At 65.0% G+C, this 19774-nt stretch carries 16 protein-coding genes; 1 reads left to right on the top strand and 15 read right to left on the bottom strand.

Going from position 1 to position 19774, the window contains the following annotated elements; translation table 11 throughout:
- Positions 1-67 precede the first annotated feature (67 nt).
- The 13 genes from V9K97_RS19155 to V9K97_RS19095 all read right to left on the bottom strand — a co-directional run bounded on the left by V9K97_RS19155 (position 68) and on the right by V9K97_RS19095 (position 16370).
- Entirely contained in the window at positions 68-4822 is a 4755-nt protein-coding gene (locus tag V9K97_RS19155; RefSeq protein WP_337320023.1) for a glutamate synthase-related protein, read from the bottom strand.
- Positions 4823-5005: 183 nt separating this feature from the next.
- The gene (locus V9K97_RS19150; RefSeq protein ID WP_337320021.1) at positions 5006-5701 is read right to left on the bottom strand and encodes a transposase; all 696 of its coding nucleotides are present in this window, start codon (positions 5699-5701) and stop codon (positions 5006-5008) included.
- 28 nt (positions 5702-5729) lie between these two features.
- Entirely contained in the window at positions 5730-6614 is an 885-nt protein-coding gene (locus V9K97_RS19145; RefSeq protein WP_443303710.1) for a class I SAM-dependent methyltransferase, read from the bottom strand.
- On the bottom strand, positions 6611-7183 hold the full coding sequence (locus V9K97_RS19140; RefSeq protein ID WP_337320019.1) for a DUF1415 domain-containing protein: 573 nt from the start codon (positions 7181-7183) through the stop codon (positions 6611-6613). The genes V9K97_RS19145 and V9K97_RS19140 overlap by 4 nt, the downstream gene beginning before the upstream one ends.
- Positions 7180-8433, bottom strand: coding sequence for an MFS transporter (locus V9K97_RS19135; protein ID WP_443303708.1), 1254 nt, complete (start codon positions 8431-8433; stop codon positions 7180-7182). Before V9K97_RS19135 ends, V9K97_RS19140 begins: the two co-directional genes overlap by 4 nt.
- 5 nt (positions 8434-8438) lie before the next feature.
- Positions 8439-9569 (bottom strand): deoxyguanosinetriphosphate triphosphohydrolase, encoded by a 1131-nt coding sequence (locus V9K97_RS19130; RefSeq protein ID WP_337320016.1) that lies wholly within the window; start codon positions 9567-9569, stop codon positions 8439-8441.
- A 22-nt stretch (positions 9570-9591) separates the two neighbouring features.
- Positions 9592-10704, bottom strand: a complete 1113-nt coding sequence (gene aroB / locus V9K97_RS19125; protein WP_337320015.1) for a 3-dehydroquinate synthase — start codon at positions 10702-10704, stop codon at positions 9592-9594.
- Positions 10705-10735: 31 nt separating this feature from the next.
- Complete coding sequence (locus V9K97_RS19120; protein ID WP_258504398.1) at positions 10736-11284, bottom strand: shikimate kinase; 549 nt, start codon at positions 11282-11284, stop codon at positions 10736-10738.
- A 23-nt stretch (positions 11285-11307) separates the two neighbouring features.
- The gene (gene pilQ / locus V9K97_RS19115; protein WP_337297726.1) at positions 11308-13449 is read right to left on the bottom strand and encodes a type IV pilus secretin PilQ; all 2142 of its coding nucleotides are present in this window, start codon (positions 13447-13449) and stop codon (positions 11308-11310) included.
- Positions 13446-13988, bottom strand: coding sequence for a pilus assembly protein PilP (locus tag V9K97_RS19110; protein ID WP_337320013.1), 543 nt, complete (start codon positions 13986-13988; stop codon positions 13446-13448). The genes pilQ and V9K97_RS19110 overlap by 4 nt, the downstream gene beginning before the upstream one ends.
- Complete coding sequence (locus tag V9K97_RS19105) at positions 13985-14665, bottom strand: type 4a pilus biogenesis protein PilO (RefSeq protein WP_337320011.1); 681 nt, start codon at positions 14663-14665, stop codon at positions 13985-13987. Before V9K97_RS19105 ends, V9K97_RS19110 begins: the two co-directional genes overlap by 4 nt.
- 8 nt (positions 14666-14673) lie before the next feature.
- Entirely contained in the window at positions 14674-15294 is a 621-nt protein-coding gene (locus tag V9K97_RS19100; RefSeq protein ID WP_337320009.1) for a PilN domain-containing protein, read from the bottom strand.
- A complete protein-coding gene (locus tag V9K97_RS19095; protein ID WP_126745805.1) occupies positions 15291-16370 on the bottom strand; it encodes a pilus assembly protein PilM in 1080 nt (359 codons plus the stop codon). The genes V9K97_RS19100 and V9K97_RS19095 overlap by 4 nt, the downstream gene beginning before the upstream one ends.
- A gap of 238 nt (positions 16371-16608) precedes the next feature.
- Between V9K97_RS19095 and V9K97_RS19090 the strand changes: the two genes are divergently transcribed.
- Positions 16609-19017, top strand: coding sequence for a penicillin-binding protein 1A (locus tag V9K97_RS19090; RefSeq protein WP_337320007.1), 2409 nt, complete (start codon positions 16609-16611; stop codon positions 19015-19017).
- Between the two features lie 12 nt (positions 19018-19029).
- On the opposite strand, the gene cyaY is transcribed toward V9K97_RS19090, so the two are convergent.
- On the bottom strand, positions 19030-19362 hold the full coding sequence (gene cyaY, locus V9K97_RS19085) for an iron donor protein CyaY (RefSeq protein WP_258504391.1): 333 nt from the start codon (positions 19360-19362) through the stop codon (positions 19030-19032).
- The gene (locus tag V9K97_RS19080; RefSeq protein ID WP_337320005.1) at positions 19362-19628 is read right to left on the bottom strand and encodes a hypothetical protein; all 267 of its coding nucleotides are present in this window, start codon (positions 19626-19628) and stop codon (positions 19362-19364) included. Before V9K97_RS19080 ends, cyaY begins: the two co-directional genes overlap by 1 nt.
- Between the last annotated feature and the right edge of the window lie 146 nt (positions 19629-19774).

Here is a 19774-nt window from a genome sequence, read left to right as displayed (position 1 = left end):
CGAAGGGGCTGTGACAGTTTCACGTGCTGCATGCCGTGTGGGAGCTAGTTCTGTTTTTGGTTGATCTTCAAACTGCGGCCGGGGTGGCCTGCGGTGCGGCGGCGATCGCGTGCGGCTCGAGGCCGATGTGCGCGTTGTTGCCGCTGCTCGTGAGCTCGACCTTGCGGTCGTGCAGCTCGGCGAGCGCACGCTTGTATTCGTTCGGGAACACCTTGACGAACTTGGTGCGGGCCACGGCCCAGTTGTCGAGCAGTTCGCGCGCACGCTTGCTGCCGGTCCAGCGGTGGTGCTCTTCGAGCAGCTTCTTGAGCTGGGCCTCGTCGGTCTCGCCGCCGTGCCAGATCTTGCGGTGCACGCTCGCGGTCTGCTCGGCCGAGGTCAGCACCTTGTCGAGCGACACCATCGAGAGATTGCAGCGCGTGGCGAACTGGCCGTCTTCGTCATAGACGAAAGCCACGCCGCCGCTCATGCCAGCCGCAAAGTTGCGGCCGGTCTTGCCGAGCACCGCAACCGTGCCGCCGGTCATGTATTCGCAGCCGTGGTCGCCCGTGCCTTCGACGACCGCCGTGGCACCCGAGAGGCGCACCGCGAAACGCTCGCCGGCCACGCCGCACAGATAGGCTTCGCCGGTGGTCGCGCCGTAGAGCGCGGTGTTGCCGACGATGGTGTTGCGGATGGCTTCGCCGCGGAAGTCGAGGCTGGGGCGCACCACCACGCGGCCGCCCGAAAGGCCCTTGCCGGTGTAGTCGTTGGCATCGCCGATCAGGTACAGCGTGATGCCGCGCGCCAGGAAGGCGCCGAACGACTGGCCGCCCGTGCCTTCGAGCTGGATGCGGATCGAATCGTCGGGCAGGCCCTGCGGATGCACCTTCGTCAGCGCGCCCGACAGCATGGCGCCCACCGAGCGGTTGACGTTGCGCGCCACCTCGATGAACTGCACCTTCTCGCCGCGCTCGATGGCGGGACGCGACTTCTCGATGAGCTTGACGTCCAGCGCCTTGTCCAGGCCGTGGTCCTGGTTTTCGACGTGGTAGCGCGGCACTTCCGCCGGCACCGTCGGCAGCGCGAACAGGCGGCTGAAGTCCAGGCCGGAGGCCTTCCAGTGCTCGATGCCCTTGCGCATGTCGAGCAGGTCGGCGCGGCCGATCAGGTCGTCGAACTTGCGGATACCGAGCTGGGCCATGATCTGGCGCACTTCTTCCGCAACGAAGAAGAAGTAGTTGACGACGTGCTCGGGCTTGCCCGAGAACTTCTTGCGCAGGATCGGGTCTTGCGTGGCCACGCCCACCGGGCAGGTGTTCAGGTGGCACTTGCGCATCATGATGCAGCCTTCGACCACCAGCGGCGCGGTGGCAAAGCCGAACTCGTCGGCGCCCAGCAGCGCGCCGATGGCGACGTCGCGGCCGGTCTTCATCTGGCCGTCGGCCTGCACGCGGATGCGGCTGCGCAGGCGGTTGAGCACCAGCGTCTGCTGCGTTTCGGCCAAGCCGATTTCCCACGGGCTGCCTGCGTGCTTGATGGACGACCAGGGCGATGCGCCCGTACCGCCGTCATGGCCCGCGATCACCACGTGGTCGCTCTTGCACTTGGCCACGCCGGCCGCGATGGTGCCCACGCCGATTTCGCTCACCAGCTTGACGCTGATGCTTGCGTGCGGCGCGGCATTCTTCAGGTCGTGAATCAACTGCGCCAAGTCTTCGATCGAGTAGATGTCATGGTGCGGCGGCGGCGAGATCAGGCCCACGCCCGGCACCGCGTAGCGCTGCTTGCCGATGTACTCGGTGACCTTGCCGCCGGGCAGCTGACCGCCCTCGCCCGGCTTGGCGCCCTGGGCCATCTTGATCTGGATCTGGTCGGCCGAATGCAGGTACTCGGCCGTGACGCCGAAGCGGCCCGAAGCCACCTGCTTGATGCGCGAGCGCAGCGAGTCGCCGTCCTTCAGCGGCAGGTCGACCTCGACGTTGGCCGCGCCGATCACGCTCTTGAGCGTGTCGCCCTGCTTGATCGGAATGCCCTTGAGCTCGTTGCGGTAGCGCGCCGGATCTTCGCCGCCCTCGCCCGTGTTGCTCTTGCCGCCGATGCGGTTCATGGCAATGGCGAGCGTGGAGTGCGCTTCGGTGCTGATCGAACCGAGCGACATCGCGCCCGTGGCAAAGCGCTTGACGATTTCGGCGGCGGGCTCGACCTCGTCGACCGGAATGGCCTTGGCCGGATCCAGCTTGAACTCGAACAGGCCGCGCAGCGTGAGGTGGCGGCGGCTCTGGTCGTTGATGAGCTGCGCGTATTCCTTGTACGTGTTCCAGTTGTTCGAGCGCGTGCTGTGCTGCAGCTTGGCGATGGCGTCGGGCGTCCACATGTGCTCTTCGCCGCGCGTGCGCCAGGCGTACTCGCCGCCTGCGTCGAGCATGTTGGAAAGAATCGGATCGTCGCCGAACGCCGCCTTGTGCATGCGGATGGCTTCCTCGGCAATCTCGAACACGCCGATGCCCTCGACACGGCTGGCCGTGCCGGTGAAGTACTTGTTGACCGTGGCGGTGTTCAGGCCGATGGCCTCGAACAGCTGCGCGCCGCAGTAGCTCATGTAGGTGCTGACACCCATCTTCGACATGATCTTCGACAGACCCTTGCCGATGGCCTTGACGTAGTTGTAGACCGCCTTCTCGGCGCTCATGTCGCCCGGCAGGTCGGCATGCATGGCCGCGAGCGTTTCCATGGCCAGGTAGGGGTGCACGGCTTCCGCGCCGTAGCCCGCCAGCACGCCGAAGTGATGCACTTCACGCGCCGAACCGGTCTCGACCACCAGGCCGGCCGTGGTGCGCAGGCCCTCGCGAACCAGGTACTGGTGCACGGCCGACAGTGCGAGCACGGCGGGAATCGCGACTTGCGTCGGGCTCACGCCGCGGTCGCTCACGATGAGGATGTTGTGGCCGCCCTTGATGGCGTCGACCGCCTCGGCGCACAGCGAGGCCAGCTTGGCCTCCACGCCCTCGTCGCCCCAGGCGAGCGGATAGGTGATGTCGAGCACGTAGCTCTTGAACTTGCCCTGCGTGTACTTGCCGATGTCGCGCAGCTTCGCCATGTCGGCAAAGTCGAGAATCGGCTGGCTCACTTCGAGCCGCATCGGCGGGTTGACCTGGTTGATGTCCAGCAGGTTGGGCTTGGGGCCGATGAACGACACCAGCGACATCACGATGGCCTCGCGGATCGGGTCGATCGGCGGGTTGGTCACTTGCGCGAACAACTGCTTGAAGTAGTTGTAGAGCGGCTTGTTCTTGCTGGAGAGCACGGCCAGCGGGCTGTCGTTGCCCATGGAGCCGATGCCTTCTTCGCCGGCCTGCGCCATCGGGCTCATCAGGAACTTGATGTCTTCCTGGGTGTAGCCGAAGGCCTGCTGGCGGTCGAGCAGCGCGACCTGGCTGACGGGAGCGGAGACCGGCTCGGCCTTCACGCTGTCGAGCTTGATGCGCAGGTTCTCGATCCACTGCTTGTAGGGCTTGCTGTTGGCGAGGGTGGCCTTGACCTCCTCGTCGTCGATCATGCGGCCCTGCTCCAGGTCGATGAGGAACATCTTGCCGGGCTGCAGGCGCCACTTGCGCACGATCTTCTGCTCGGGCACGGGCAGCACGCCCGATTCCGAAGCCATGATGACCAGGTCGTCGTCGGTCACGCAGTAGCGCGAGGGGCGCAGGCCGTTGCGGTCGAGCGTGGCGCCGATCTGGCGGCCGTCGGTGAACACGATGGAGGCCGGGCCGTCCCACGGCTCGAGCATGGCGGCGTGGTATTCATAGAACGCGCGGCGGCGCGGGTCCATGGTGGCGTGCTGTTCCCAGGGCTCGGGAATCATCATCATCACGGCCTGGCTGATGGGGTAGCCGGCCATCGTCAGCAGCTCGAGGCAGTTGTCGAAGGTGGCGGTGTCGGACTGGCCGGCAAAGCTGATGGGGTACAGCTTTTGCAGGTCGGCACCCAGCACGGGCGACGACATCACGCCTTCGCGCGCCTTCATCCAGTTGTAGTTGCCCTTGACCGTGTTGATTTCGCCGTTGTGGGCGACATAGCGGTACGGGTGGGCCAGCGGCCACTCGGGGAAGGTGTTGGTCGAGAAGCGCTGGTGCACGAGGCCGAGGGCCGAGATGCAGCGCTTGTCCTGCAGGTCGAGGTAGTAGGTACCCACTTGGTCGGCCAGCAGCAGGCCCTTGTAGACCACGGTGCGGCTCGACATGCTGGGAACGTAGTATTCCTTGCTGTGCTTGAGCTTCAGGCGCTGGATGTTGGCGCTGGCGGTCTTGCGGATGACGTAGAGCTTGCGCTCGAGCGCGTCCTGCACGATCACGTCGTTGCCGCGGCCGATGAACACCTGGCGCAGCAGCGGTTCCTTGGCGCGCACGGTGGGCGACATCGGCATGTCGCGGTTGACCGGCACGTCGCGCCAGCCGAGCAGCACCTGGCCTTCGGCCTTGATGGCGCGTTCCATTTCCTGCTCGCAGGCTTCGCGCGAGGCGTGTTCCTTCGGCAGGAAGATCATGCCCACGCCGTACTCGCCCGGCGGCGGCAGCGTGACGCCCTGCTTGGCCATTTCTTCGCGGTACAGATGGTCGGGCAGCTGGATCAGGATGCCCGCGCCGTCGCCCATGAGCTTGTCAGCGCCCACTGCGCCGCGATGGTCGAGGTTTTCGAGGATCTTCAGGCCCTGCAGCACGATCGCATGGCTTTTCTCGCCTTTGATGTGCGCCACGAAGCCGACGCCGCAGGCATCGTGCTCGTCGGCACCGGAATACAGACCGTGTTGTTGGAGATGTTCGATCTCGGCAGCCGTCGTCATGGCGCACTCCTTCAGTTTTTCGCAGGGAAGAGAAGGATATTGCGATGCACAAAGAATGCCAAACACTTTAATAGGGGTCAGATTCTTATTAAATTCCGAGTATTCTTGTCAGAATTAAATTGGGGACACATTAAAAGAAGGAGCAGGCTAGCCCAAACATTGCGCCGTTCGCTGCGCTTAGGCTCAGGAGTTGGCGGTAGATGGGGGCCGACCGGCCTTCGCCTTGGCCACTCGCCGCTCGGTCGATTTTTGAAGCGAAGCAAGAAAATCCGCGTCGCCGGCCGCCCACCCGCGCAGAGTGGCTTCGGTCAGAGTGCCCTGGTCGGCGGAACGCACGCCCGCGCGCACCAATTCGACATATGCAGCCTCACGGGCAAAGGGCGTGTTGCCAAGCTCCCAGTAGAGCGGATGCGGCGTGAGCAGCTTGTCGTGCCGCAGGCCGGCATAGTGGCCGTGGCTGGACCATGGAAAGTCGCGCGCGTCCGCGACCATGCCGGCCCGCACGGGGTTGAGATCGATGTACGCCATGCAGGTCAGCAGATAGCGATCGCTCTGGATCAGCGTCGACCTGTAGCGCCCCTCCCACAAGGTGCCGCTGCGGCCGTGGCGGTCATTGAAGTAGCGCACATAGCTGCGCCCAACCGACTGCATGAACTGCGGCAATCCGGTGGCGGTACTGGGCGTTGCCAGCAGGTGGAAGTGGTTGTCCATCAGCACATAGGCGTGCAGCGCGATGCCGAAGCGCACGGCGTTGTCGGCCAGCAGGGCGAGCAGCCGCTCGTGATCCGCACGGTCGACAAAGATTGCCTGGCGGTTGTTTCCGCGCTGGATCACGTGGTGCGGCATGTCGGCCAGCGTGAGGCGGGGGAGACGGGCCATGGCTTGAAGGCGGCGCGTGCTCGCGGATTCAGCTCAGGCGAAAGCGCGTCTCGCCCAAGGCATCGAGGCCGAACTGCGCCAGCAACTCCCCCAGCCGGGCGGCTGCTGCGGCCTTGCGCTGCCCGGTGTGGCGCGCCAGGATCAGCTCGTTCTTCATGCTGTGCTCCCAGCCCACCAGTTCGGTCACGGTGACGCTGTAGCCGTTGGCTTCGAGATACAGGCAACGCAGCACATTGGTGAGCTGGCTGCCGATTTCGCGGGTGTGCAGCGGGTGGCGCCACAGTTCGGCCAATGGCGTGCGCGACAGCGCGAGCGCCTTGGTTTCGCGCAGGCAGGCGGCCACCTCGGCCTGGCAGCAAGGCACCAGCACCATGCAGCGCGCCTTCTTCGCGAGGCCGAAGGCAATGGCATCGTCGGTGGCCGTATCGCAGGCGTGCAGCGCGGTGACCACGTCGATCCGCTCGGGCAATTCGCTCGCGTTCGCCGATTCGGCGACGGTGAGATTCAGGAACGACATGCGGTCGAATCCGAGCTGCCTTGCCAGCGCGCGCGACTTTTCCACCAGTTCGCTGCGCGTCTCAATGCCGTAGACGTGCCCGCCTTCGCGCGAACGGAAGAACAGGTCGTAGATGATGAACCCGAGGTACGACTTGCCCGCGCCGTGGTCGGCCAGCGTGGCCTCGGCGCCGCCGCCCGGCAGCTCACGCAGCAGTTGCTCGATGAACTGAAACAGGTGGTACACCTGCTTGAGCTTGCGCCGCGAATCCTGGTTGAGCCGGCCCTCACGCGTAAGGATGTGCAGCTCCTTCAGGAGCTCGACGGATTGGCCCGGGCGCAGAACCTCGGACAACTCGGCTTCGGCCTTGGCGGTCTTTGCAGTCTTCACGGTCTTGGTCGCTTGTGCATTCATCATCGAGCGCTCCCGGGGCCCACGTCGAGCGCGGTCCAGCCTTCGGGGCCCAGTGTTTCGAGCGTTTCGATGTTGCGCTCAAAAATGGCTTCGGCCTCCGGGAAGGCCTCGACCGCGCGGCTCACGCTGTCTTCGCGCAGCAGATGCAGCGTAGGGTAAGGCGCGCGGTTGGTTGCGTTCGAAATGTCGTCGGGCTCGGTGCCGCCGAACTGGAACTGCGGATGGAAGCTCGCCAGCTGGAATACGCCGTCGAAGCCCGCGCGGGCGAGCTTGCGTTCGGCGCGTGCCGTGAAATCGTTGAAGTCCAGAAAATCCGCCAAGGTGTTGGGTGCTATCAGCAAGGTGGTGTCGCGCACGGAGGCATCGAGCGCGGCGAGCTCATTGGCCTCGGCAAGAAGCATTTCGATCAGCGCGGCGGCGTCGGCCGGCATGTACACGGCGAAGTGAATCTGCGCCTTGACATGAACCGCCTTGGCAAAGGGACACAGGTTGAGTCCGATCACCGCACGTTCGAGCCAGCGCCGCGTATCGGCTTCGGCCTGCATGGCCTCGATTGTCGCCGCGCCCGTCATGCCACTGTCGCCGCAAGGCGTATTCGTCCCAGGTGCCGCGCCATGGCCATGCCGGCCAACGAACATGCCAGTGTGGCGGTCCATGTCCAGTGCCAGCCGCCGACGCGGTGAGCCACCCATGCCACCGCGGGCGGCGCCAGGAACTGCCCCAGCGAGGAGGCCTGCTGCATGAGACCGACCGTGGTCGAGACGGTGCTGGGCCCCGGCGCCATGCGGACCCCGAGAAGGAACAGCGTTGCCGGCACCATGCCGCCGCCCAACGAAAAGAGGCAGACAGCGGCATAGCGAAGCGCTGGCGGCAGGCCGAGCGCGTCGGCGCCCTGCCCCATTTGCGCAAAAGCTGCCACGCCTCCCAGCGCCATGGCCCCGAAGCCCAGCTGCAGCAGGCGCTCGGGCGCAACGCCGCGCTGCAGCCAGCGCCCGCCCGCCACGTTGCCGACGATGTTCATCGCGGCCGCAATCGCGGTGAGCACCGCATTCCAGCCTGGTGGGACACCCGCGCCGGCATAAATGGCCGGAAGGAAGCCGATCACCGCCATCCACTGGGCGGAATACACGGCAAAGGTCAGCGCGATCATCCAGGGTGCGCGCGCACCGACTGTCGTGCGCAGCCGCGACGACCACCCCGCCGTTGCGCCGCCCGCAGCGGTGGAACGAACCTTCTCCGCAGGTACGGCCAGCCACAGCCAGAGCGCCGCGCCGGCTGAAACGGCGGACAGTGCCCACCACCAGTCGGACCAACCGCCCCAGGCGATCAACGCCGGACCGAGCAGCAGCGCAAGCGCGACGCCAAGCGGCATGTACGCACCCCACAGTCCGAGCGCGGCCTTGTCCGCTCCTGCAGGCGTCAGCGCGCGAATCAGCCCTGGCCCCGGCATGACCGCCAGCAGAAAGCCAATGCCTTCGGCAGCGCGCAGAACCAGCAGCCACCGCACCGCGTGCGCATCGCCGAAGAGGCCGGTGCCGACGGCGCCGCCGAGCAGGCTGGCGACAACCAACACCAGGAGTCCGGAGAGCATGCTGCGCCGCAAACCGATGGTGTCCGCCGCAAGCCCGATCACCAGCCCGAGAGTCATGCTGGCCACTTGCACCAGCGACAGCAGAAAACCGGCTTCGACCAGGCTGATGCCGAGCGACGCCTGCAGGGCCGGCACGGCGGGCGGCAGCTTGCCCAGGTGCAGCGCAGCGCTCACGCCGCCGAAAAGGACGGCGAAGGCGGCGGCTGGAACGCGCGCGGAGACGGCGGCCACCGAACTCACCCGATGCCCCGCCGGCCGGTGAGCCTTTCGTGCTCGCGCATGGCGAACCGATCGGTCATGCCGGCGATGTAGTCGGCCACGGCGCGATGCCGGTCGCGCCGGTCGGCGTAGGAAGCGGGCATCTCGGCACTGCGCTCGAGGTATGCGTCGAACAGCTCCCGCACGACCTGCTGCGCCTGGTCGGTGGTCTGCGTCACCTGCGGATGCCGATAGAGGTTGCGGAACAGGAAGCTCTTGAGCTCGCTGGATTGGGACTGCATGGCTTCGCTGAAAGCGACGAGCGGCGGTGAGTTGCGGACGCCGTCGGCATCCGCCGGCGCTGCACTTTCGACCGCCGCACGGGTGGCGTCGATCACGTCATAGACCTGGGCGCTCAGCATGCGCCGGATCGTCTCGTAGAGCACGCGCCGCCCTTCCAGCCCGGGGTACTCGGCGAGTGCCTCACGGCGGTAGCGCTCGAACAGCTCCACCTCGCCGAGCTGCTCGACACTGATGAGCCCCGAGCGCACGCCGTCATCGATGTCGTGCGCGTTGTAGGCAATGGCGTCCGCCAGGTTGCACAGCTGCGCCTCGAGCGCAGGCTGGGTGCGGTCGAGGAAGCGCCTCGCCACGCCGTTGGGTTCGGCGGCTTCCAGGCGCTCGGCATTGGCGCGCGAACAGTGCTTGAGAATGCCCTCGCGGGTCTCGAAGCTGAGATTCAGGCCGTCGTACTGCGGATATCGGTGCTCCAGCGCATCGACCACACGCAGGCTCTGCAAGTTGTGTTCGAAACCGCCGTGGCTTTCCATGCACGCGTTGAGCGCGTCCTGCCCGGCGTGGCCGAACGGCGTGTGGCCGAGGTCGTGCGCCAGGGCAATTGCCTCCACCAGGTCTTCGTTGAGGCGCAAGGCACGCGCGATGGAACGGCCGAGCTGCGCCACCTCGAGCGAATGCGTGAGCCGGGTGCGGAACAGATCGCCTTCATGGTTCAGGAACACCTGCGTCTTGTAGACCAGGCGCCGGAACGCGGTGGAATGCACGATGCGGTCGCGGTCGCGCTGGAAGGCATCGCGCGTGGGTGCGGGAGGCTCGGCATGGCGGCGCCCGCGCGACCGCGCGGGGTGGCAGGCATAGGCCGCAAGACTCATCGCCGCACCCTTGGCGCTGCGCTCATCCGGCGCTGCAGCACTGCGCGAGCACTTCGCGCACGAGCGCATCGGGCGCGCTGCTGACCGCGGCGGAGCCCGGCTTGTCGATGACCACGAAGCGGATCTCTCCGGCTTCTGATTTCTTGTCGACACGCATGAGCTCGAGGTAACGGTCGGCTCCCAGTGCCGGGCCGACGGTCGGCAGGCCGGCACGTTCGATGAGCCGCGTGAGCCGTTCGACAAACGCTGTATCGACGCCGCCGAGCCGCTGCGACAGGTGCGCAGCCATGACCATGCCGCAGCCGACCGCTTCGCCATGCAGCCATTCGCCGTAGCCCAGGCCCGATTCGATCGCGTGGCCGAAGGTATGGCCGAAGTTGAGAATGGCGCGGAGGCCCGTTTCGCGCTCGTCCTGCCCGACGACCAGGGCCTTGATCTCGCAGCTGCGCTTGACGGCGTAGGCCAGCGCGGCGGGGTCGCGGGCCACCAGCGCATCGATGTTCGCTTCGATCCAGTCGAAGAACGCCATGTCGTGGATGGGCCCGTATTTGATGACTTCGGCCAGGCCCGCGCTCAGTTCCCGCGGCGGCAGCGTCTGCAGCGTGCCCAGGTCGCACACCACGAGCTGCGGCTGATAGAACGCGCCGATCATGTTCTTGCCCAGCGGGTGGTTGATCGCGGTCTTGCCTCCCACCGACGAGTCGACCTGCGCCAGCAGCGTGGTCGGCACCTGGACGAACGGCACGCCGCGCATGTAGCTGGCGGCGGCAAAGCCTGTCATGTCGCCCACCACGCCGCCGCCCAGGGCGAACAGCACGGTTTTCCGGTCGCTGCCATGGCCGAGCAGCGCATCGAAGATCAGGTTCAGCGTCTGCAGGTTCTTGTGCGCCTCGCCGTCGGGCAACTCGAGAAGGTGCACCGTGCGGAAACGGTCGGCCAGGGCCGCGTGCAGCGCCTTGGCATAGAGCGGTGCCACCGTGGTGTTGCTGACGATCAGCGCGCTCGCAGCGTCGGGCGCCGCGGCAAAGCTCGAAGATTCGCCGAGCAGGCCGGCGCCGATCAGGATGGGGTAGCTGCGCTCGCCGAGCTGGATATCGACGCGTTCTGGCGGTGCGGAAGGTGCGGGCAATGGCATGCAGCGAGTTTAGGCGCTGCGGACCGGTTGCTCAGGCGGCGGGTTCTTCCGGGTGGGCGCCCGGCGCCACGATGCCGGCGAGCTCCAGCTGCATGACGATGATGTTCACCAGCATGGCGATCGACGGGCGGCCCGTGTCGACCACGTCGTGGGCCGTTTCCCTGTAGAACGGGTCGCGCGCATCGTGCAGCTCGCGCAGCCGCCCGAGCGGATCGGCCACCTGCAAGAGAGGCCGCTTGACGTCATGCCGCAAGCGGCGAAACAGGTCTTCGGGGGAAGAGCGCAGGTAGATCACGTGGAAGTGGTCCCGCAACTGCTTGCGATTGACCTCCCGCAAGACCGCTCCGCCTCCCGTGGCAAGCACGCCGTGAGGCTGTGCGCAAAGGTCGGCTATTACCGTTTGCTCGAGGTCCCGGAAAGCGATTTCGCCTTCCCGCTCGAAGTAATCGCGAATCGAGCAGCCGATGCGCTGCTCGATCACGTGGTCGGTATCGACGAACGGAAGATTGAGGCGGGCGCCCAGGCGCCGCCCCACTGCGGATTTACCGGCGCCGGGCAAACCGACGAGTGCGACCGCCACGCGGTGGCTGCTACGCCCGCGCGTCAGCGCGCGGCGTTGCGATCGGTAATCATCTTCGGAGTGATAAAGACGAGCATTTCGGTCTTGTTGGCAACGCGTTCGCGCTTGCGGAACAGTGCCCCAAGGTAGGGCACTTCACCCAGCACCGGCACGCGCGATTCGTCATTGGTTTCGGTGAGTTCGAAGATACCACCGATGACGACCGTGCCGCCGTTCTCGACCAGCACTTCGGTCTGCACGTGCTTGGTGTTGATGGCCGGACCCGCCGAAGTGTTGACGCCGCGGGCATCCTTGCTCACGTCCAGGGTCAGGATGATGTTGCCTTCGGGCGTGATCTGGGGCGTGACTTCGAGCTTGAGCACCGCCTTGCGGAACGAGATCGACGTGGCGCCGCTGGAGGTTGCCTGCTGGTAGGGAATTTCTTCACCCTGCTCGATCAGCGCCTTGGTCTGGTCGGCCGTGATGACGCGGGGGCTGGAAACCAGCTTGCCCTTGCCGTCAGCTTCGAGCGCCGAGATCTCGAGGTTCAACATGCGCGACAAGCTCGAGTTGAACAGCGAGATCGCGAAGGTACCGGGCGAATTGCCGGTGCCGCCGGCATCGCCTGCGGGCAGGTTGAGGAAATTGGAGTTGGTCCAGGTGGCTGCCGCTGCGCCGACGCCGCCGGTGGTGGTGGTGGGCATGACGCCGAGGGTGCCGTATGCCGGATTGCCGTTGGCCGACGCGACGCGTTCGCGGGAGATACCGCCGCCCAGGCGCACGCCGAGCGACTTGCCGAAGGTGTCGGAGGCTTCCACGATGCGCGCTTCGATCAGCACCTGGCGAACCGGGATGTCGAGCTTCTGGATCAGTTCGCTCACCTGTGCAAGGCGCGACGGCACGTCGGAGACGAACAGCTGGTTGGTGCGCGACTCCGCGATCACGCTGCCGCGCGGGCTCAGGATGCGGGTTGTGGTGCCGGAGCCGCCACCGCCGCCCGACGAGGCGCCGGTGCCGGTCAGGCCCTGGGCAATGGCAATCGCCTTGGTGTAGTTGAGCTGGAACGACTGCGTGCGCAGCGGCTCGAGATTCTCGATTGCGGCCTTGGCTTCGAACTCGAGCTTTTCCTTGGCGTTGATTTCATCCTTGGGCGCAATCCACAGCACGCTGCCGTTCTTGCGCATGCCCAGGTTCTTCGCCTGCATGATGATGTCGAGGGCTTGGTCCCACGGCACGTCCTTCAGCCGCAGCGTCAGCGCGCCGGTCACCGAATCGGAGGTCACGATGTTGAAGTTCGTGAAGTCGGCGATCACCTGCAGCAGCGAGCGGATTTCGATGTTCTGGAAGTTCAGCGACAGCTTCTCGCCGTTGTAGCCCACGCCTTGCGTCAGCTTGGTCGGGTCGACCTTGCGGGCACGCACTTCGACGACGAACTGGTTCTCGCTCTGGTAGGCGCTGTGCTCCCAGTCGCCCTTGGCCTCGATCGTCATGCGAACGCGGTCACCGGACTGTTGCGAGGTAATCAGCTGGACCGGCGTGTTGAAGTCGGCCACATCGAGGCGGCGGCGCAGGCCCTCGGGCAGCGTCGATTTGGTGAATTCGACGACGAGGTTCTTGCCCTGCTGCTTGACATCGACGCCCACCTGGTTGTTCGGCAGGTCGACGATCACGCGGCCGGTGTTCTCGGAGCCGAGGCGGAAGTCGACGTCGCGCAGCGGCAGCGTGTCGCGGTTGCGGTTCTCGGCAAACACAGTGGGCGTGGACGACGCGAGCGCCGTGCCGGCCACCGGCTCCAGGATCACCAGCAGCGACTTGCCCTGGATCTCGGTCTTGTAGGCGGTCGCCTGCTTGAGGTTCAGCACCACGCGGCTGCGCTCGCCGGCCTGCACCACATTGACGGAACGCAGGTTGCCCTGGTTCACCTCGATGGCGGAGCGCCCGATGGCGTTGGTGACGCCCGGGAAATCAAGCGCAATGCGCGCCGGGGTCTGGACGGCAAAGCCGGTCGGCACGGCCGCGAGCGGCTGTGCCAGGTCGATGCGGATGACCTCGGCGCCGGATTGCGTCGAACTGGTTACCGCTTCGATGGCGTTTTGCGCATGCGCCATGGCAAATGCGCCGAATGCCAGCAGACCCAGCCCGGCAGCTCGCAGCCGCTGTGCCATTGTTGATTTTTTCTGATTCATTTCGCACTCTCTTGCAGCTGCAATGTCGCCACGCGTTCGATCCATTCACCGGCGGCGTCTTGCACGATTTCACGCAAGGCGACTTCGGTTTCGTTGATACGGGTAATGCGCCCGTAGTTGAGCCCCAGGTACTCGCCGACGCGCACCTTGTAGAGGAGCTTGTCGACACGGACCAGCGCCACCGGCTGGCCGTTGCGGTTCATGCTGCCCACCATGGCCATCGAGTCGAGCGGGAAGGCTTCGAGCGCTTCCTTGCGACGCGCCAGTTCAGGCGCGATCAGCTCCGACGTGCTGGGCTGGTTCGATTCGCGGCGCAGTGCCTGCGTGAGCTTCAGCAGGTTGAACGGCTCGAAAGCAGCCCCTTCGGTATAGGTCTGGGGCGTGAATTTCTTGGGCTCGGTGATCGGCGGCACATTGGGCTTGACTTGGGCGCGCTGCTCGACCATCCAGCGGCGCAGGTCTTCCTGCTCCGAATCGGCACAGGCGCTCAAGCCCATTGCGGCCGCTGCCAGCCACAGGAGTTTGGCGATCATCCTCATTTCTTCGCCTTTGGCGCCGCAGCGCGTTTCTGGGCCGCGCGCTCTTCGTCATCGAGATAGCGGTAGGTGCGGGCCGTGGCATCCATCGTCAGGGCGCCGTCCTTGTCTTTTTGCGGAGTGATCGTCAGGTTGTTCAGCGTCACGATGCGGGAGAGGCCCGCGACGTCGGCGGCAAACGAGCCGATGTCGTGGTAGCGGCCGGTCACACGCACGGCGATCGGCAGTTCTGCGTAGTAGTCCTTCACCGAAACCTGCCCCGGACGGAACAGCTCGAACTGCAAGCTGCGGCCGAGGCCGGCCTGGTTGATGTCGGACAACAGTGCGTCCATTTCCGCCTTGCTCGGCAGCTGCTTCTCGAGCAGCGTCACATATTGCTGCACCTGCTCGCGCTGCTTCTTGAGCAGGTCGAGGTTGGCGGCCAGTGCGACCTTCTTCTGGTAGTCGGCGCGCAGCGTGACTTCCTTGGCGCGCTCGCTTTCGAGTTCGTCGTTCGAGTTGGTGAGCCACAGGAACCACAGGCCGACCAGCACCATTGCCGTCACCGCCAGGCACAAGGCATAGCGGGGCACCGGCGGCCAGCTGGCCGGATCGTTCGGATTCAGGTTGCGGAACTGGTCGCCGAAGCCACGAAATGCGGCGGCGACATCTATCTTTTGAGAGGGGCGATTGCTTGCCATGATCCGTTCTACCCCTTGACCTGCGCCGCTGTGGCCAAGGCTTTCTCAGCCGCGGCCTTCTGCGCGTCGGTCGGCCGCTTGAGGCCGATGCGCATCGTGAAGTTCGCCACGCGGCGCTGGTCGCGCTGGCTCAGGTTCACCGTTGCGGAAGTAATTTCGACCAGCTCGGGCTTGACCAGCCAGGGGCTGTTGTTGCCAAGGTTGCGCAGCAGTTCGGAGACTCGCTCGTTCGACTGCGCCATGCCTTGCAGCGTGACGGTCTGGTTCTCCTGCTTCATGCTGGTGATGTAGGCGCCGTCGGGCAGCTGCCGGACCAGTTCATTGAGCAGGTGCACCGGCAGGTTGCGGTCGCCCTGGAGGTCTTCAACCGCCTGCTGGCGTGCACGCAGGGCTGCAATTTCGTCCTGCAGCGTCGAGATCTCCTTGATCTCGGCGTCGAGCTTGGTGATTTCGGTCTTCAGGAAATTGTTCTTGGCCTGCTGGGCCGAGATTTGCGCTTCGAACCAGAGAAAGCCGAGGCCCGCGATCACGCCGCCCAGTATGGCCGCGGCGCCCAGGGTGCCGTAGAAAGCTTCGCGGCGCCGCTTGCGCGCGGCTTCGCGATGCGGAAGCAAATTGATGAGGATCACTGCACGAACCTCCGCATGGCGAGACCGCAGGAGGTCAGATAGGAAGGCGCCTCGCGCCGGACCTTCTTCTCACGGATGTTGGGACCCATCTCCATGCCGTCGAACGGATTCACGAGCGAACAGGCAAAGGAGGTCTGACGGGTGACGGCGCTGGTCAGGCTTGGCAACGAGGCCGAACCGCCCGCGAGCAGCACATAGTCGACGCGGTTGTGCGGCGTGCTGGTAAAGAAGAACTGCAGTGCACGGGCAATTTCCTGCGCAATGCTTTCCACGAAGGGCTTCAGAACGCTGGAGCCGTAGTCGTCAGGCAGGTCGCCGCTGCGCTTCTTGGCTTCGGCCTCTTCGGCGGAAAAGCCGTACTGGCGCACGATCAGCTGGGTCAACTGGGCGCCGCCGAAAGCCTGGTCGCGGTCGTACAGCACCTCCTGGTTGCGCAGCACCTGCATGCTGGTGGTGAAGGCGCCCACTTCGAAAAGCGCCACAACGGCGTCGAGGCCCTTGCCCGGCAGTTGCTCGATCAGGCGGGCGGTTGCAAGGCGCGATGCATAAGACTCGACGTCCAGGATCATCGCCTTCAGGCCGGCCGCTTCGGCCAACCCTTCGCGGTCCTGGACCTTTTCCTTGCGGGACGCGGCAATCAGCACCTCGACATCGCCGGCGGAGGCCGCGCTCTGGCCGGTCACGCAAAAGTCGAGACTGACTTCGTCCAGCGAAAAGGGAATGTATTGGTTGGCTTCGGACTCGACTTGCAGTTCGAGTTCCTGCTCGCTCATGCCGCCCGGAAGAATGATCTTCTTGGTAATGACGGCCGAAGGAGGCAGCGCCAGCGCCACATTGCGCGTGCGGGTGCCGCTCTTGCGCACGACGCGGCGGACGGCTTCGGCCACTTCATCGAACTTTTCGACGTTGCCGTCAGTGATCCAGCCCCGCTCGAGGGGTTCGATCGCACACCGCTCCAGAACCAGCTTGCCGCTGGCCTCACGGCCGAGCTCGACCAGCTTGACGCTGGACGAACTGACGTCCAAGCCGAGCATGGGGGCGTTCTGACGACGAAACAATGATCCGAAAGCAGCCAAGTTAGGTCCCTTTACCCCTGCATTTGTAACCAATGGAAAAAATTGCGTTCGGTTGCATGCTAGCAGGAGGCGTACTTGCAACCAAGCAACCGCGGGCTCCAAGCCTGGGGACCGTTGTCAAAAGCTGACGTTGTAGCCACATTCAGTAACTTTTGGTTTAGCCCGCAACGATGCGCCAAAGTTCGGTCCTCGGCAAGAGGGCGGCTTTTTATAATGTCAGGTGATTCTCCGGGCCCACATGCAAGAAACCTCACGCCCCAAAGGGCCAGCCAAGACTCCCTCCTCCACACGCCCAGCCTGGCTCAAATGGCTGCTGCGCTTCATGGCCTGGGGATTCGGCATTGCCGCGGCCGGTGCGCTGGCCGTTCTGTGCGTGGTCGCGGTCGCCCTGGCGGTTGCCTACCCCAATCTGCCGGATATTTCCGAGCTGTCCGACTACCGGCCGAAGCTGCCGCTGCGGGTTTTCTCGGCCGAAGGCATTTTGATCGGCGAATTCGGCGAGGAGCGGCGCAACCTTACGCCGATCGCGGCGATCCCCAAACTGGTGAAGGAAGCGGTGTTGGCCGCTGAAGATACGCGCTTCTACGACCACGGCGGCGTCGACTACAAGGGCATGGTGCGCGCGGGGCTGGCCAACATGAACCGCGTGAAGAGCCAGGGCGCCTCGACCATCACGATGCAGGTAGCGCGCAATGTCTACCTGAGTTCGGAGAAAACGCTCACCCGCAAGATCTACGAAGTGCTGCTCACCTTCAAGCTGGAGCACCTGCTTACCAAGGACCAGATCTTCGAGATCTACCTGAACCAGATCTACCTGGGCAACCGCGCCTACGGTTTTGCCGCGGCCTCCGAAGCGTATTTCGGCAAGCCGCTACAAGATCTTTCCATTGCCGAGGCGGCCATGCTGGCCGGCCTGCCGAAGGCACCGGGCGCCAACAACCCGGTCAACAATCCGCAGCGCGCACGCGGGCGCCAGTTCTACGTGATCGACCGCATGCAGGACGCAGGCTTCATCACGGCCGAGCAGGCCGCCCAAGCCAAGAAGGAAGAGTTGCACCTGCGCGACGCGGCGGACCCGAACCGCCTGCACGCCGAGTACGTGGCCGAAACCGTGCGCCAGCTCATGTATGCGCAATACGGCGACAGCACCTACACCCGCGGCCTGAAGGTGTACACATCGCTGGTGGCCGCCGACCAGGCCGCTGCATACAAGGCGCTGCGCAAGGGCATCATGGACTACGAGCGGCGCCAGATCTATCGCGGGCCCGAGAAATTCGTCGACCTTCCCAACGACCCCAAGGAACTCGACGAAGCCGTGGACGACGCGCTGACCGACCACCCCGATAACGGCGACGTGATGTCAGCCGTGGTGCTCAAGGCCAGTGCCAAGGAAATCTCGGCCGTCCGCGGCAACGGCGACCCGGTGCAGATCACCGGAGAAGGCCTCAAGCCCGCGCAATCCGGCCTTTCCGACAAGGCACCGCCCAACATCAAGATTCGCCGCGGCGCGGTGATCCGGGTGGTGAAGACGCCCAAGAACACTTGGGAGATCACCCAACTGCCCGAAGTTGAAGGCGCCTTCGTCGCCATGGATCCGCGCGACGGCGCCATCAAGGCACTGGTGGGCGGCTTCGATTTCGGCAAGAACAAGTTCAACCACGTCACGCAGGCCTGGCGCCAGCCGGGTTCGAGCTTCAAGCCGTTCATCTACTCGGCGGCGCTCGAGAAGGGCTTCACGCCCTCCACGGTGATCAACGACGGACCGCTCTTCTTCGATGCCGGCACCACGGGCGGCCAGCCCTGGGAACCCAAGAACTACGGCGGCGGGTACGACGGCCCGATGTCGATGCGCACCGCGCTGATGAAGTCGAAGAACCTGGTGTCGATCCGAATCCTGCAATCCATCGGCACGCGCTATGCGCAGGAATGGATCACCAATTTCGGCTTCGACAAGGACAAGCACCCCGCCTACCTGCCCATGGCGCTGGGCGCCGGCGCGGTCACGCCCATGCAGATGGCCGTGGGCTACTCGGTATTCGCCAATGGCGGCTACCGCGTCAATCCGTACTTGGTCACCCGCATTACCGACCACAAGGACAGGGTGCTGGTCGACAAGCAGCCGCCGCTGCTCAACGAGACGATCCGGGCCATTCCCCAGCGCAACGCCTTCATCATGGATTCGCTGCTGCAATCCATCACGCGCGCCGGCACGGCGGCCAAGGCGCAGGCCATGCTCAAGCGGCCCGACCTCTACGGCAAGACCGGCACCACCAACGACTCGCTCGACGCCTGGTTTGCCGGCTTCCAGCCCACCATGACCGCCATCTCCTGGATCGGCTACGACACGCCGCGCAACCTGGGCGACCGCGAAACCGGCGGCGGCTTGAGCCTGCCGATCTGGATCAACTACATGGAAACCGCCATCAAGGGCGTGCCCGTGACCGATCTTTCCACCACCCCGCCGGCTGGCGTGGTGAGCGTTGGCGGCGAGTGGTACTACGACGACTACGCGCCGGGCCGCGGCGTCTCCAGCCTTGGCGTGGAGACCCCCGCCACGCCGCCCGCGGAGTCACTGAGCGGCGTGCCGGTGAGCCCGCCTCCGCCGCCTGAAGAACGCAATCGGATTCTCGACCTCTTCAGGAATTGAGAATGAGCAGAGTCAGGGGGCCGCAAACTCCAGCGGCTGCCCGGCTTGCAGGCTTGCCTCGCGCGACAGGTTGCCGAAGAACTCCTCGCCGGTCTTGGTGTCGACCCAGGCCTTGCCGTCGAAGCGGTAGTGATAGCCGCCGGAGCGCGCGGCCAGCCAGATTTCCTGCAGCGGCTTCTGCAGGTTCACGATCAGCTGGCTGCCGTTCTTGAATGAAATCGTGATCATCCCGCCCACCCGCTGGTTGTCGATGTCGGCGTCGGTTGCATCGTTGATGCGGTCGCAGCCTTGCTCGATGGCGGCGAGCGCAGCTTCGGCGCGGTCCATGTATTCGGAGTCGGTCATTACAGCTTTCGAACTCCGCTCATAAGCTGCTTCACCATGCGCGTTTTGCACGCGCTGTCCCGCTCTGATTCCAGAGCGGCGACCACGATCCATTCCCTCGGGTCTTGACCCAGTTCGGATGCCAATGCACCGGCGATTGCTGGTGACAGGTGGCCCCGGTCACGTGCCGTGTAGAGGGCTCGTTTCGAGAGCCCGAGTTTTGCCGCCCAGTCGGACAGCCCTTGAACTTTGACGGCGTCGTCTAGCAGGTTCAGCGTGGATTGCATATTCGTGAATTCCTCATGTTGTACAAGGTGTAGAAAAGGTAGGCTCTGCAACGTTATTCACATTGAGTGACGTTAACAGGAGCCACCAAATGATCAAAGTCAGCATCCCCGCTGTCATCACCCGCAACCAAGCGGGCGTCGGCAAG

The sequence above is a fragment of the Variovorax sp. CCNWLW186 genome, assembly GCF_037203865.1.
Lineage (GTDB): Bacteria > Pseudomonadota > Gammaproteobacteria > Burkholderiales > Burkholderiaceae_C > Variovorax.
Note: the sequence above shows the minus strand (reverse complement) of the source record. Positions and strands in the feature narration are given on the sequence as shown.